We start from the raw sequence: 13,886 nt of genomic DNA, 5'->3' as shown, positions 1-13,886 counted from the left end.
TGTATGGTTTAAAAATAACAATTAGGATTTTCCCATGTCGAGCACCGTTTTTGATTCCGCCCTGTTCCGCGACATGTTCGGCACCGCCGAAATGCGCGGTGTGTTTTCCGATAAAGCCCTGATCGAACGCAACATCGAAGTGGAAGTCGCCCTGGCCCGCGCCGAAGCCCGTTTCGGCGTGATCCCAAGCGAGGCCGCCGAGCAGATCGCCGCGCTGTCGAAATACGAGGCCCTGGACCTGGCGCTGATGCAACACGAGACCGAGATCGTCGGTTACCCGATCCTGCCGTTGGTGGAGCAACTGTCGAAGATCTGCGGTGAAGCCGGCCGCTATGTGCACTGGGGCGCCACCACCCAAGACATCATGGACACCGCCGTGGTCCTGCAGGTCCGCGCTGCGCTGGCCATCGTCGAGCGTGATATCCAGGCCGTACGCGGCTTGCTCGCCGGCCTGGCCGAGCGCTATCGCGACACACCGATGGCGGGCCGCACCCACTTGCAACACGCGCTGCCGATCACCTTCGGCTACAAGTGCGCGGTGTGGTTGAGCATGTTCGATCGCCACGCCGAGCGCCTGGTGGAGCTGCGTCCACGCGTCGAAATCGGCCAGTTCGCCGGGGCCGCCGGCACCCTCGCCTCCCTCGGCGACAAGGGCCTGGAAGTACAGGAAGCCCTGATGGCCGAACTGGGCCTGGGCGTGCCGCAAGCCACCTGGCACGTAGCCCGCGATGGCCTCGCCGAAACCCTGAATTTCCTCGGCCTGGTCACCGGCTCCCTGGGCAAGATTGCCCTCGACATCATGATGATGATGACCAGCGAACTGGGTGAAGTGTACGAACCTTTCGTAAAAGGCCGTGGCGCCAGCAGCACCATGCCGCAGAAGCGCAACCCGATTTCCTGCGAGCTGATGTACGCCGCCGCCAAGGGCGTGCGCCAACACGCCGGGCTGATGCTCGATGCGATGATCCAGGACTTCGAACGCTCCACCGGCCCGTGGCAGGCGGAGTGGATCGCTATCCCCGAAGCCTTCGCCCTCAGCGCCGCGTCCCTCGGCCAGGCGTCCTTCATGCTCGCCGGCCTGGAAGTGCGCCCCGAACGCATGCGCAAGAACCTCGACATGACCCAGGGCCTGATCGTCGCCGAAGCCGTGATGATGGGCCTCGCCCCGGCCCTCGGTCGCCAGGTCGCCCACGATGTGGTCTACGCCGCATGCCGCATGGCCAATGACCAGGGCACCAGCCTGCTCGACGCCCTGCTCGCCCAGGGCGAAGCCACCGCGCAACTGGACCTGGCCGAACTGCAACGCCTGACCGACCCGGCCAACTACCTGGGACTCGCGCCACAGATGGTCGATATCGCGCTGGCGCGCCCAGGCTCAGTCAAACGCTGATCTTTCGGGCACATCGGTTTTTTGTAGTGAGCGGGCTTGCCCCGCGCGAGGCAAGCTCGCTCACCACAAAAGCCAGGCTCCTGACACATCGCTCAAACACAGCCAATAACAACAATGAGATCACAGACATGTCATCCACCCCCGCAAAAAAACCGCTCTACAAGGACCTGACTTTCCAGGTCGTCGCCGCCATGTTCCTCGGGATCGCCTTCGGCTTTCTCGCCCCGGAGCTGGCCGCCAGTTTCAAGATCCTCGGCGATATCTTCCTCAAGCTGATCAAGACCGCCGTCGCGCCGCTGGTGTTTTTCACCGTGGTCCACGGCATCGCTTCGGCCGGTGATATCAAGCGCGTCGGCAAGGTCGGCCTGCGTGCGTTGATCTACTTTGAGGTGGTGTCCACCATCGCCCTGGCCATCGGCCTGCTGTGGGGCAACCTGTTGCAGATCGGCTCCGGCATGCACGACGCGCACCCTAGCAGTGCCGCCGCTGCCGCCGCCAGTGCTGCGGTTGCCAAGGGCCATGCGCCCGCGTCGACCATGGACTTCATCTACGGCATCTTCCCGGACAATTTCGTCGGTGCCTTCGCCGGTGGCCAACTGTTACAGGTGCTGGTGATCTCGGTGTTGTTCGGTTTCGCCCTGCTGGCCTTGAAGCCTGAGCGTCGTGAAGTGATTGAAGACGGCCTGAACCGCATCTCCGAATGCTTCTTCGAATTCATCAACCTGATCATGAAGTTCGCGCCCCTGGGGGCCTTCGGTTCGGTGGCGTATGCCGTGGGCAGCAATGGCACCGCGGTGCTGATGTCCCTGGCCAACCTGGTGTTGATGTTCTACGTCGGCATTGCGTTCTTTATCTTTGTGGTGCTGGGCGCGGTGTGCCGGTTGAGCGGCTTCAGCCTGTGGCGCTTCCTCACCTACATCAAGGATGAAATCTTCATCGTGCTCGGCACCGCGTCGTCGGAAAGCGCCCTGCCGCGCCTGCTGCAAAAGCTCGAAAAATTCGGCTGCTCCAAGCAGAGCGTCGGCCTGGTGTTGCCCACCGGCTACGCGTTCAACCTCGACGGTACATCGATCTACATGTCGCTGTGCGTGCTGTTTATCGCCAACGCCTACGGCGTGCCGCTGAGCTGGGAGCAACAGCTGGGCATCATCGCGATCATGCTGGTGACCTCCAAGGGCGCGGCGGCGGTGTCAGGTGGCAGCTTCGTGGTGTTTGCCGCGACCGTCACTGCTATCGGCGTACTGCCGGCGGAAGGTTTGGCGTTGCTGTTCGGTGTGTACCGCTTCATGTCCATGGCGATTGCCACCTGCAACACTATCGGCAACAGCGTGGCGACGGTGGTGGTGTCCAAGTGGTCTGGCGAGTTCTCCCAGCAGACCGCCCAGGATGAATATCAACGCGTGCTCGGCCGTGCTGCCGGCGCGGCACTTTAACGGAGCCTGGAGATGACTGCTCTGCGAATCGAACATGACGCATTCGGCCCGGTGTCGATCCCGGCTGACCGTTACTGGGGCGCACAGACCCAACGGGCACTGGAGGTGTTCGGCAGCAAACAGCCGTTCCCCGCCAGCCTGATCCGCGCCTTTGGCCAACAAAAACGCGCGTGTGCCCGCGCCAATGTACGGCTAGGCGCGCTTGCCCCGAGCCTGGCACACGCGATCGAACTGGCGGCGCAGGCCTTGGCCAACGGCGAGCTTGACCTGCACTTCCCGCTGTCGGTCTGGCAGACCGGCTCCGGCACCCAGACCAACATGAACGCCAACGAAGTCATCGCCAACCACGCCAACCTCGCGCTTGGCGGTGAACTGGGCAGCAAGTCGCCGGTGCATCCCAATGACCATGTGAACCGCTCACAGTCGTCCAACGACAGTTTCCCCACGGTGATGCACCTGACCACCGTGCTGGAACTGCGCGGTCGCCTGCTGCCTGCATTGGGCCATCTGCGTGATGGACTCAACGCCAAGGCAGACGCCTGGCAGGACGTGCTGAAAATCGGCCGCACCCACCTGATGGATGCGGTGCCGATGAGCCAGGGCCAGGCCTTTGGTGCGTTTGCCCAGCAGATCCAGCATGGCATCGCGCGAATCGAAGCCTGCCTGCCGCGCCTGCGCCTGCTGCCCCAGGGCGGCACGGCGGTGGGCACCGGGTTGAACACACCGGTCGGTTTTGACCTGGCGTTTTGCGAAGAAATCAGCCGACTCACCGGCGAACCCTTCGAAACCAACCCCTGCAAATTCGAAGGCATGGGCACCCACGATGCCCTGGTCGAAGCCTCCGGGGCGCTGAATGTACTGGCTGTTTCCTTGACCAAGATCGCCAATGATATCCGCCTGCTCGGTTCGGGTCCGCGTTGCGGCCTGGGTGAATTGATCGTGCCAGACGATGGTCTGACCTCCTCGATCATGCCCGGAAAACGCAACCCGACCATCGCCGAAGTACTGGTGCAGGCGGCGATGCAGGTAATGGGCAATCACACCACCATTACCCTGGCGGGCGCTTCCAGTACCTTCGAATTGAACGTGGCCAAGCCGGTGCTGATCCACAACCTGCTGCACTCGATCGAGGTCCTCACCGACTGCGTCAGCCTGTTCACCCACAAGCTGCTGAGCGGCCTGGAGCTGAACCGCCCACAGTTGGCGCGCAATGTGGAGCATTCGTTGTTGATGGCGACGGTACTGAACCCGCTGTTGGGTTACGACCGCGTGGCGCAGATCACCCGCAAGGCGGCGGATGAAGGCTTGTCACCCAAGGAGGCGGCGGTGCAGTTGGGGCTGATCAGCGCCGCAGAGTATGACCAACGGGTGCGGCCGGAAAGCATGATCAGCCCCGGCTGATCACAGGCTCAGCCAGCACGTTGACGCCCTGATCAGGCCGATACGCGCCCTTTGTCGAGGATAAAATCGATGTTATCCATGTCGAAGCGCTTGTCCTCGTAGCCTGGCCCGCCTTGGTTGTTGGTACCGATATCCAGCTCCCGCAAAAGCCCGGGACGGTTGAGAAGCTCAGCGGCAACGTGTCGTGCTTCGGGGCTGAACGTACGATTTGATGGCGTCTGACCAGCCGCTTCCTTCAACTCATTGACGTTGATGTATTGATCGTCTGCGCCAGCGGTAAATTGCCTGAAGTTATCTTTCACGCCTTGAATCAAGTCGTGGTTACTCATGTTTTTGTACTTGTCCGAGGAATAGGCCAGGTTTTCCCTGGAGAAGGCACCGTCGAACACACCCATGCTGCTCTGGTCGAGTTCCTTGAACACATCACCCCGCTCGAGCAGCTCATTCGCCAGATCTTTTTCGGCTTGGGTGACAGGCTGGCCATCCAGTTTGTAGCCACTGGCCACTGCATTCAGGGATTTGTCGGTGATCAACCCAGGGGAACTCGGGTCTTCAAATGAACTGAAACGGGCCTGTATCTTGTTGAGAAGCTGCTCCTTGCTGTCGTTCGCGTAAGGACGCTGGCCCGACGCAGACAGGGATGGCTGTTGCCAATCGGCCTGAGGTGAGTAATGGCTTTCCAGGCGCTGGCGCTGCATGCCGCCGCTGTACCGGCCTGGAAACTCACGCATGGGAGGTGCTTCTTGCTGCTCACTTTGATCAATGGTGCGCTCCACATCGCCCATGCTGATCAACCCATCTGTAGAACCTGCGTGGCCGATTGAATCCAGCATCGTGTTCAATTCGGGACGTTGGAGAATCTCCCTTGCCAAAAACGTCATCCGATCATTGAACGGATTACCGGTCAGCGGGCGATGGGCGACCTGCTGGAGGGTTTGCTGCGTCACAAACCCACTGTCAGCACTCTGGAAGTAATCGAAATTTTTCGCGAAATCCCGCGCAACCTCCGAGTTGGGTACGCGCCAGCCAGCGTTGGCAGAGGGCGCTCGGGGCTGCTCGCAAGGAGGACTGAACTCACCGCAAAAAGGGCTTTCCTGACGAAAGTTAATATAAGACATAGCAAAGGCCTCAGAGACTGAAATCGATAACTGCCCACCCGAATCGGCTGCGCGGCGGATCAACGTTCCATCTGTGGCCATGAGCAGAAAAACGGTTCCTGCGTGTATTAACGACGGCCATTCACCCGCAGTTGGCCGCCCTCTGAACTACCCACCAAAGGTCTGCGAAGGCCGGCGCAACGTCGGATCAAACGGATTGATCCTTGGACCAATCGCCGCCGCTTCGCGCTTGAGCAACTCCACCACCATCGGCAACCGGCTCGGCCCCAGCCGATCACTGATGGTCGCCACGCTCAACGCCGCCACCGCATGCCCGTCGCGATTGAGGATCGGCACCGCCAACCCCGCCATGCCTTCCAGCACCCCGGTATTACGCGCCGCGTAGCCCAGATTGCGCACGTTCTCCACTTCCGAGCGCAACAGCACTTCGTCATACAGGTGGAAGTCCTTGAGCCGTGGCAGGTTGTAGCGGATCACCGTCTCGCGCTCCTCCTCTGGCAAGAACGCCAGGATGGCCAGGCTGCCCTGCCCTACGCCCAACGCCACGCGCCCGCCGATGTCCCCGGTGAAGGTGCGGATAGGGTACGGGCCTTCGCTGCGGTCCAGGCAGACTGCGTCGAAGCCTGAGCGCGCGAGCAGGAACAGTGAATCACCCAATGACGCACTCAGGCGCAGCATGCTCGGTCGCACCAGGTCACGCAGATTGCCAGTCTTGCCCGCATTCGCCGCGAGAGCGAAGAACTCCAGGCTCAGGCGATAGCGCTTGCTGCGCGCGTCCTGCTCGACCATGCCTTCGTCCATCAGGCTGCGCAGCAAGCGGTGGGTGGTGGGTTGGGACAGGCCCACCTGTTGCGCGAGCTGAGTGACGCGTTCGCCACCCTCTGGCACGTCACCCAGGGTACGCAGCAGCGCGAACAGCCGAGACACCCCACCGGAGCCAACTTCTCTGGCGCTGTCATTTCGACCAGTGGAATCCATAACAACCTATCTCTTAGTAAATTCCGGTGAGTGAATAAATATGAAAATAGTAGTCCGTTCAGTGAAACTCCATCTTCCGCCCATCCTAGTCTTCGTCCTAATCTGCGTCCACAGGGGCGACATGAACAACTAACGGCAGCCGACTCAAGATCGAGCGCCAACGCACCGGCAACACTTCATTCGCATCTGCCCAAAACAAAAAAGCGCGTTTCGACGCGACTCAAAAAGGTGGAACGCAGACATGGCATTTCTCCAACTCAACGCCTTGAGCAAACGCTACGGCGCCGTCGATGCAGTGGTCGCCACCGACCTTGCGGTGGAAAAAGGCGAGTTCGTATCGCTGCTCGGCCCTTCGGGCTGCGGCAAGACCACCACCCTGCAAATGATCGCCGGCTTCGTTGATGTGAGCGGCGGGCAGATCCTGCTCGACGGCCGCGACATCACTTATGCCAAGCCCGCCAGCCGTGGCCTGGGCGTGGTGTTCCAGAGCTACGCGCTGTTCCCGCACATGACCGTGCGCGACAACGTTGCCTTCGGCCTGAAGATGCGCAAAGTGCCGGCGGCGCAGATCGCCAGCAAGGTCAAGACCGTATTGGAACTGGTGCGTCTGGCGCCCCACGCTGACCGTTACCCACGCGAGTTGTCCGGCGGCCAACGCCAACGTGTGGCCCTGGCCCGTGCCCTGGTGATCGAGCCGCCGGTGTTGCTGCTGGATGAACCGCTGTCCAACCTCGACGCCAACCTGCGCGAAGAAATGCAGTTCGAAATCCGCCGCATCCAGTGCGCCGTGGGCATCACCACCTTGATGGTCACCCACGACCAGGCTGAGGCGCTGTCCATCAGCGACCGCGTGGTGGTGATGCAGGCCGGGCGTGTGACCCAGATCGACGCGCCGTACAAGCTCTACGAACACCCGCGCACGCGCTTCATCTCGGACTTCGTCGGCAAGGCCAACCTGTTGCCGGGCGACTACGATCAGTTGGGCGCTCCACAGGTCCGCCACGAAAGCGGTAACGGCGAACTGACCCTGAGCCTGCGCCCGGAAAAGATCCAACTGGTGGACGCCGGCACCGGCCGACTGCAAGGCAAGGTGCTCGACAGCTACTTTTTCGGCAGCCAATGGCTGTATCGCATCCACACCCAGCTTGGCGAAATCACCGTAGTGCGCAGCAACGACGGCAGCGCGCCCCTCGGTTGCGGAGCAGCGGTGGGCCTGGACTGGCAAGCCAGCCTGCTGCGCGTATTGGCGGCGGATGAGGTGCGCGCATGAGCCGGGGCTATCTGTTGTCATTGCCCGCCCTGGTGCTGTTTGTCGGGCTGCTGATCCTGCCGTTGGGCCTGACGCTGGTGTTGTCGTTCAACGTGTTCGATTACCAGGTGGGCGTGAAGGGCGATGAGTGGACCCTGGCGCATTACCTGTCGCTGTTCAGCGATTCATACTTTTACGAAATCTTCTGGCGCACTTTCTGGATCAGCGCCTTGGTCACCCTGCTCTGCGTGGTGATCGGCGTACCTGAGGCTTACATCCTCAGCCGCATGGGCACCCCGTGGCGCTCGATCTTCCTGATCCTGATCCTCACGCCGCTGCTGATCTCGGTGGTGGTGCGCGCCTTTGGCTGGAGCCTGCTGCTCGGCGCGGACGGGCTGGTGAACCAAGTCATTCAATTCCTCGGTGGCCGACCGGTGAAGCTGTTGTACACGCCGTTCGCGGTGATCATCGCCCTGGTGCACGTGATGCTGCCGTTCATGATCATCCCGGTGTGGACCTCCCTGCAGAAGCTCGACCCGTCGGCAGAACAAGCTGCGTTGTCCCTCGGCGCCAGCCAGACCACGGTGATGCGCAAGATCGTGTTGCCGCAGGTGATGCCCGGTGTGCTGTCCGGCACGCTGATCGTGTTCGGCCTGGCCGCCAGCTCCTTTGCGATCCCCGGCCTGCTCGGCGGACGCCGCCTGAAAATGGTCGCCACCGTGGTGTACGACCAGTACCTCTCGGAACTCAACTGGCCCATGGGCGCGACCATCGCGGTGGTGCTGCTGTTGGTCAATCTGCTGATCATGCTGAGCTGGAACCGCATGGTCGAAGGCCGCTACAAAAAGTCCCTGGGGGTTTAAGCGCATGTCCAGAAACGGTCCTTTGGCCCTCGGCTTTCACACGCTGGTGGTGCTGTTCATGATGGCGCCGCTGGTGGTGGTGTGCCTGGTGGCCTTCACCCCGGAAAACACCTTGAGCCTGCCTACATCGGGCTTCTCGCTGCGCTGGTTCCGTGCGGTGTTCGAGCGTGCGGATTTTATCCAGGCGTTCTACAACAGCTTGATTTTGGCGTTTACCGCCGCGAGCCTGGCGACCTTGATTGCGGTGCCTGCCGCCTTGGCGATCAGTCGCTATCAGTTCCCGGGGCGTAATTTTTTCAGTGCGTTGTTCTTGTCGCCGATCATCATTCCGCACCTGGTGCTTGGCGTGGCGATGTTGCGCCTGTTCGCACTAATGGGCGTGAACGGCAGCTTCACCTGGTTGATGCTCGCGCACGTGGTGATCATCACGCCGTATGTGCTGCGCCTGGTGTTGGCCGCCGCGATTGGGATTGATCGTAGTGCCGAGCAGGCCGCGGAGTCCTTGGGCGCCAGCCGCTTCACGCTGTTCCGCCAGATCACCCTGCCGATGATCTTGCCCGGTGTAGCTGGCGGCTGGTTGCTGGCGTTCATCAACAGTTTCGATGAGGTGACGTTGTCGATCTTCGTCAGCTCGCCGGCGACCCAGACCCTACCGGTGCGCATGTACGTGTATGCCACCGAGTCCATCGACCCGATGATGGCGGCGGTCTCGGCGCTGGTGATTGCACTCACGGCCGCCACCATGATTTTGCTGGACCGGGTCTATGGCCTGGACCGTGTGCTGGTGGGGAAACACTGATGGCTCTGTTCAAACGCCTGGCCGAAACCCAACGCCCTGCCCTCGCCTTCACGCTTGACGGGCAACCGGCCAGTGGCTTGCTCGGTGACACCTTGCTGACCGCCATGCTGACCTGCGCCGAACACCTGCGTGGCAGCGATTTCAGCGCCGAACCGCGGGCCGGTTTCTGCCTGATGGGCGCGTGCCAGGATTGCTGGGTGCGACTTGAAGACGGGCGCCGCGTACGCGCCTGTTCGACGCTATTGGAAGAAGGCCAGGCCATCCGCCGCGAACCGGGGCGCCAGTCATGAAGCCTGTGGTGATTGTGGGCGCAGGCCCGGCCGGGATCAGCGCGGCGCGCACGTTGCTCGACCATGGCATCAACCCTTGCCTGGTGGATGAAAGCCTGCGCGGTGGCGGGCAGATTTATCGACGCCAGCCACTGGGCTTCCAGCGCACCGCCAAGCAGCTTTACGGATTTGAAGCACGCAAGGCCGAGGCCGTGCACCGCACAATGGATGAGCTGGCACCGCTGATCGACTACCGCCCGGAAACCCTGGTGTGGAATGCCGAGGACGGGCGCCTGGATATGCTCAACAACGGCCGCGCCGAAAGCCTCGAGTACGCGCAACTCATCGTCGCCACAGGCGCCACCGATCGCATCCTGCCCGTGCCGGGTTGGACCCTGCCGGGCGTGTACAGCCTGGGCGCGGCGCAAATCGCGCTGAAGTACCAGGGCTGCGCCATCGGTGAGCGCGTGGCGTTTTGTGGCAGCGGGCCGTTGCTGTATCTGGTGGCTTACCAGTACGCCAAGGCCGGCGCCAAGGTGGTGGCAGTGCTCGACAGCGCACCGTTCAGTGCCCAATGCCGTGCATTGCCAGCGTTGCTCGGGCAACCGGCGACCTTGGCCAAAGGCGTGTATTACCGCGCCTGGTTGACGGCCCACGGGATTCCCGTACATCAGGGCGCCACGCTTGAACAGATCAACGGAGCGCAACGGGTCAGCGGCATTCAATGGGCTGATCAGACCCTGGGATGCGACGCCGTGGCCTTCGCTCATGCCCTGCGCAGCGAAACGCAACTGGCGGATTTGCTCGGTTGCGAATTCGCCTGGAACGCGTTGAATCGGGCGTGGCTGCCACAACGGGACAGTGCCGGACGCAGCAGCGTCAACGGCGTGTACCTGGCGGGCGATGGGGCTGGGATCATGGGTGCGGACGCCGCACAAATGGCGGGTGAACGTGCAGCGCTAGCCGTGCTCGGGGATTTGGGCGTGTCCATCGATCAGCGCCGCCCTGCTGTGCTGGAGCAACAATTGGCGACCATCCAACGCTTTCGTCATGGTTTGGAAACTGCGTTCCCGTTCCCAGAGAAGTGGGCGGCCGAAGCCGCCGATGCGTTGATCCTCTGCCGCTGCGAAGAAGTCAGCGTCGGCGACGTACGCGCGGTGGTGGATGAAGGCCACTGGGAGATCAATCGCGTCAAGGCCCACTGTCGCGTCGGCATGGGCCGCTGCCAAGGCCGGATGTGCGGGTTGGCGGCAGCGGAAATTGTCGCGGAGCGCAGTGGCCGGGCCATCGAAAACGTCGGCCGCTTGCGGGGCCAGGCACCGATCAAGCCGCTGCCGTTTGGCGTGGAGGTGCAGCCGTGATCGACGTCATTGTATTGGGCGGCGGGATCGTCGGCGCGTCGGCCGCACTGATGCTGGCGCAGAAAGGTCAGCGGGTGGCGCTGGTGGAACGGGACTTTTGCGGATCCCATTCCAGTGGCGTCAACTACGGCGGCGTGCGGCGCCAAGGCCGGCCATTGCACCAATTACCGCTGTCGCAGCGTGCCCACCAGCTGTGGGCAGACTTGCCGGGATTGATCGGTATCGACGGCGAGTACTTGCGTTCCGGTCATTTGAAGCTGGCGCGCAGTCATGCTGATTTCGCCGCGTTGCAGGCGTATGCCGAGCAGACACGGGGATTTGGCCTGGGTTTGCAGTTGCTGGATTACGCCGAGCTGCGCGCACGATTTCCCTGGGTCGGCGATATCGCCGTCGGTGCCTCGTTGTGTCCGGAAGACGGCCACGCCAACCCTCGCCTGGTGTCGCCCGCCTTTGCCCGCGCGGCGAAACGACACGGCGCGCAGGTTTATGAACAGTCGCCCGTCACACGTATCGAGCATGACGGCCAGCACTTCCAGGTGCACTGCGCCAACAGTCTGCATCTTCAAGCGCCGTGGCTGCTCAATTGCGCCGGGGCGTGGGCCGGGGCGGTGGCCGAACAGTTTGGCGAAGCGGTGCCGATGACCTCGGCACACCCGGCGATGCTGGTCACTGAGCCCTTGCCGATGGTGATGGACGTGAGCACCGGCGTTGAAGGCGGCGGGATCTATGCGCGACAGGTCGCCCGGGGCAATTGCATCCTCGGCGGTGGTCGCGGCTTTGCCCTAGGTCCGCAACAAGCACGACCAGGGCAAGCCGCGGTGCTGGAGATCCTGCGCAATGCCGGTGAGCTGTACCCGTTTCTCAAGGGTGCCCAGGCCATCCGCACCTGGAGTGGCACCGAAGGTTATCTACCCGATCACGAACCGGTAATCGGCCCCAGCAGCACCCAACCCGGCTTGCTCCACGGTTTCGGCTTTGCCGGTGCCGGGTTCCAGCTTGGTCCCGCCGTCGGTGAAGCCCTGGCAGAGATCGTCTGCACCGGTGCCAGCCGCCAACCTATCGAAGCGTTTTCCATCCGTCGTTTCCAAGCCTGAGAGGAAAAACATCCATGAACCCACGTATTGCGCTGTCCTGCTTGTCCCTCGCTCTACTCGCCTCAACGGTGCACGCCGCGCCCACGCTGTACCTGGGCATGAACGGCGGCACCATGGAACGGGTGTACGCCGACAAGGTGCTGCCCGCGTTCGAAAAGGCCAATAACGTCAAGGTGGTGATCGTGCCCGGCACCTCGTCGGACATCCTCGCCAAGGTCCAGGCCAACAAAGACAACCCGCAGATGCACGTGATGTTCCTCGACGACGGCATCATGTACCGCGCGATTTCCATGGGATTGTGCGACAAGCTGGCGCCCAGCCCGACCCTGGAGCAGATCCCCGCCAAGGCGAAGATCAAGGAACACGCCGTGGCCGTGACCCTCGGCGTCACCGGCCTGGGCTACAACGCCAAGATGTTCAAGGAGAAAGGTTGGGCCGCACCCACCTCGTGGATGGACCTGGCCGACCCGCGCTTCAAGGACAAAGTGGTGTTCCAGTCCCTGGCCTCCTCCACCTTCGGCCTGCATGGCTTCCTGATGTTCAACCGCCTCCAGGGCGGCGACGAAACCAACGTCGACCCCGGCTTCAAGGCCTGGCCAAAAACCGTCGGCCCCAACGTGCTGGAATACATCGCCAGCTCCGCGAAGATCTCCGAGATGGTGCAGACCGACGAAGCCGCAATCTTCCCACTGACGCCCACCCAGGTCGCCACCCAGAAACTGCTCGGCGTGCCCATGGAATATGCGCAACCCAAGGAAGGCGCGGTGGTGCTGAACGTGGCCGAATGCGTGATCGCGCGCAACGACCAGCCGGAACTGGCGCAGAAACTCGCCGCGTTTTTGCTGACCGCCCAAGCCCAGGCCCCGGCGTTGGAAGAAGGCGACCAGATCCCGTCTAACCCGACCACGCCAACCACCGACAAGACCCGCGCTCGGGTGGAAGCGATGCAGGGCTACTTGCAGACGGCAATTTCGATTGATTGGGACCAGGTCAACCAGGCGCGGCCGGAGTGGAATGCGCGGTGGAGTCGGTCGATCGAGCGGTAGAACTTCATAATCCTTCCCGGCGCCGAACGCGTTGACGCTGGGTACGGATTATCTTCGCGATTCGCTGGCGCTTTTGACGGAGTTTTACCCATTCAGCGCGGGCCTCTCGATAGCGTTTACTATTGATCAGCAGCAGAGCCAGCAGCGGGAACAATAGGCCCAGGACATAGAACACCTTGTGAGGGCGGTGTTCGATGGTCGGTAAAACACCCAACAGGCTAAACACCATCAGAACGACCGGGATCCATAGCCAGCTTGGGTAGCCACGCACGATCATGAAGTTGCAATGGCCAAGGAGACAGGCTGATCCGAGAGTAGATAAGAAGGAGTATTTCAGATTCAAGTCAGCAGGTAACGCATCGAAGTAACTGTCAAACATCATCGGAACACCAATCGCCAGCGCGAATATTTGAAACAAGTTTGCCGCAGCGAATACCGGAAAATAGCGCAGCAGGAAATGCCGAAGCTGCTCAAGGGTCATCAGAAGAATCATTCGTCAAATTCCTCGTACAGACCTACTGCGATTGTTCTCAGATTTCCAGACATTGCACTGCCTGCCACCGCACCTCCGACCGCGACGGTATCCTTGAGCTGAGCGAGCGTCGCATGTCGAAGCTGGGCCTGGGTATATCGCTTGGGAAAGTCACCAGAAAGCTGTTTCAGCTTAATAAGCTTGGCGCTCAAATGCGGGTGGTTGATGCTGAGCAATTCCTTCGTCAATTTTGCACGTTCCTGGCGATTCATCCTTCTGAGGACATCACGCCACGACCTCCCGGTCGAGGCTTTGGTTGCGCTTGCTAGCTTGACCGTGGTCAGGAACGAAGTACTTGCTCCTATGGATGGTCTGAAGTAGGCCGCTATTTTTCGACTGCTGAGCCATAGGTG

General features: G+C 61.7%; 13 protein-coding genes and 1 pseudogene. 10 read left to right on the top strand and 4 right to left on the bottom strand.

Annotated features, from left to right (window positions below):
• Positions 1-34 precede the first annotated feature (34 nt).
• The 3 genes from H096_RS06940 to H096_RS06930 all read left to right on the top strand — a co-directional run bounded on the left by H096_RS06940 (position 35) and on the right by H096_RS06930 (position 4,224).
• Complete coding sequence (locus H096_RS06940) at positions 35-1,390, top strand: adenylosuccinate lyase family protein (protein WP_033897420.1); 1,356 nt, start codon at positions 35-37, stop codon at positions 1,388-1,390.
• A gap of 128 nt (positions 1,391-1,518) precedes the next feature.
• Entirely contained in the window at positions 1,519-2,823 is a 1,305-nt protein-coding gene (locus H096_RS06935; RefSeq protein ID WP_033897419.1) for a cation:dicarboxylase symporter family transporter, read from the top strand.
• Positions 2,824-2,835: 12 nt separating this feature from the next.
• Positions 2,836-4,224, top strand: a complete 1,389-nt coding sequence (locus tag H096_RS06930) for a class II fumarate hydratase (RefSeq protein ID WP_033897418.1) — start codon at positions 2,836-2,838, stop codon at positions 4,222-4,224.
• A 32-nt stretch (positions 4,225-4,256) separates the two neighbouring features.
• Here H096_RS06930 and H096_RS34210 read toward each other — a convergent pair whose 3' ends face one another.
• Positions 4,257-5,423, bottom strand: a complete 1,167-nt coding sequence (locus H096_RS34210; protein ID WP_191982997.1) for a hypothetical protein — start codon at positions 5,421-5,423, stop codon at positions 4,257-4,259.
• Between the two features lie 66 nt (positions 5,424-5,489).
• The gene (locus tag H096_RS06920) at positions 5,490-6,320 is read right to left on the bottom strand and encodes an IclR family transcriptional regulator (RefSeq protein WP_033897417.1); all 831 of its coding nucleotides are present in this window, start codon (positions 6,318-6,320) and stop codon (positions 5,490-5,492) included.
• 241 nt (positions 6,321-6,561) lie between these two features.
• Here H096_RS06920 and H096_RS06915 point away from each other — a divergent pair, with 241 nt between their 5' ends.
• Genes H096_RS06915 through H096_RS06885 form a run of 7 tightly spaced genes read left to right on the top strand, consistent with a single transcriptional unit; the run spans position 6,562 to position 13,001 of the window.
• Positions 6,562-7,590, top strand: coding sequence for an ABC transporter ATP-binding protein (locus H096_RS06915; protein WP_033897416.1), 1,029 nt, complete (start codon positions 6,562-6,564; stop codon positions 7,588-7,590).
• Positions 7,587-8,432: an ABC transporter permease gene (locus H096_RS06910; protein ID WP_033897415.1), complete on the top strand. Its 846-nt coding sequence runs from the start codon at positions 7,587-7,589 to the stop codon at positions 8,430-8,432. Before H096_RS06915 ends, H096_RS06910 begins: the two co-directional genes overlap by 4 nt.
• Positions 8,433-8,436: 4 nt before the next feature.
• Positions 8,437-9,231 carry an ABC transporter permease gene (locus H096_RS06905; RefSeq protein WP_028619822.1) on the top strand — a complete coding sequence of 265 codons (795 nt, stop codon included), beginning with the start codon at positions 8,437-8,439 and terminating at the stop codon, positions 9,229-9,231.
• Positions 9,231-9,521, top strand: coding sequence for a (2Fe-2S)-binding protein (locus H096_RS06900; protein ID WP_033897414.1), 291 nt, complete (start codon positions 9,231-9,233; stop codon positions 9,519-9,521). The genes H096_RS06905 and H096_RS06900 overlap by 1 nt, the downstream gene beginning before the upstream one ends.
• Positions 9,518-10,861: an NAD(P)/FAD-dependent oxidoreductase gene (locus H096_RS06895; RefSeq protein ID WP_033897413.1), complete on the top strand. Its 1,344-nt coding sequence runs from the start codon at positions 9,518-9,520 to the stop codon at positions 10,859-10,861. The genes H096_RS06900 and H096_RS06895 overlap by 4 nt, the downstream gene beginning before the upstream one ends.
• Positions 10,858-11,955, top strand: a complete 1,098-nt coding sequence (locus H096_RS06890) for an FAD-dependent oxidoreductase (RefSeq protein WP_033897412.1) — start codon at positions 10,858-10,860, stop codon at positions 11,953-11,955. The genes H096_RS06895 and H096_RS06890 overlap by 4 nt, the downstream gene beginning before the upstream one ends.
• 14 nt (positions 11,956-11,969) lie before the next feature.
• Positions 11,970-13,001, top strand: a complete 1,032-nt coding sequence (locus H096_RS06885) for an ABC transporter substrate-binding protein (protein WP_033897411.1) — start codon at positions 11,970-11,972, stop codon at positions 12,999-13,001.
• Positions 13,002-13,005: 4 nt separating this feature from the next.
• Here the strand turns inward: H096_RS06885 and H096_RS06880 are convergent, their stop codons facing one another.
• A complete protein-coding gene (locus H096_RS06880; RefSeq protein WP_050572437.1) occupies positions 13,006-13,494 on the bottom strand; it encodes a hypothetical protein in 489 nt (162 codons plus the stop codon).
• Positions 13,491-13,886 (bottom strand): annotated as a pseudogene (locus H096_RS34345) (NAD synthetase); the annotation flags it as partial. The pseudogene H096_RS34345 and the gene H096_RS06880, both read right to left, overlap by 4 nt.

It is taken from the genome of Pseudomonas sp. FH1 (genome assembly GCF_000510895.2).
GTDB classification, from domain to species: domain Bacteria; phylum Pseudomonadota; class Gammaproteobacteria; order Pseudomonadales; family Pseudomonadaceae; genus Aquipseudomonas; species Aquipseudomonas azotoformans_A.
The sequence above is the reverse complement of the archived record's forward strand: the minus strand, read 5'-3'. Positions and strand labels throughout refer to the sequence as shown.

Coding starts and splice junctions, on each gene's coding strand:
- H096_RS06940 (WP_033897420.1), top strand. CDS start 35: ATGTCGAGCACCGTTTTTGATTCCGCCCTGTTCCGCGACATGTTCGGC.
- H096_RS06935 (WP_033897419.1), top strand. CDS start 1,519: ATGTCATCCACCCCCGCAAAAAAACCGCTCTACAAGGACCTGACTTTC.
- H096_RS06930 (WP_033897418.1), top strand. CDS start 2,836: ATGACTGCTCTGCGAATCGAACATGACGCATTCGGCCCGGTGTCGATC.
- H096_RS34210 (WP_191982997.1), bottom strand. CDS start 5,423: ATGGCCACAGATGGAACGTTGATCCGCCGCGCAGCCGATTCGGGTGGG.
- H096_RS06920 (WP_033897417.1), bottom strand. CDS start 6,320: ATGGATTCCACTGGTCGAAATGACAGCGCCAGAGAAGTTGGCTCCGGT.
- H096_RS06915 (WP_033897416.1), top strand. CDS start 6,562: ATGGCATTTCTCCAACTCAACGCCTTGAGCAAACGCTACGGCGCCGTC.
- H096_RS06910 (WP_033897415.1), top strand. CDS start 7,587: ATGAGCCGGGGCTATCTGTTGTCATTGCCCGCCCTGGTGCTGTTTGTC.
- H096_RS06905 (WP_028619822.1), top strand. CDS start 8,437: ATGTCCAGAAACGGTCCTTTGGCCCTCGGCTTTCACACGCTGGTGGTG.
- H096_RS06900 (WP_033897414.1), top strand. CDS start 9,231: ATGGCTCTGTTCAAACGCCTGGCCGAAACCCAACGCCCTGCCCTCGCC.
- H096_RS06895 (WP_033897413.1), top strand. CDS start 9,518: ATGAAGCCTGTGGTGATTGTGGGCGCAGGCCCGGCCGGGATCAGCGCG.
- H096_RS06885 (WP_033897411.1), top strand. CDS start 11,970: ATGAACCCACGTATTGCGCTGTCCTGCTTGTCCCTCGCTCTACTCGCC.
- H096_RS06880 (WP_050572437.1), bottom strand. CDS start 13,494: ATGATTCTTCTGATGACCCTTGAGCAGCTTCGGCATTTCCTGCTGCGC.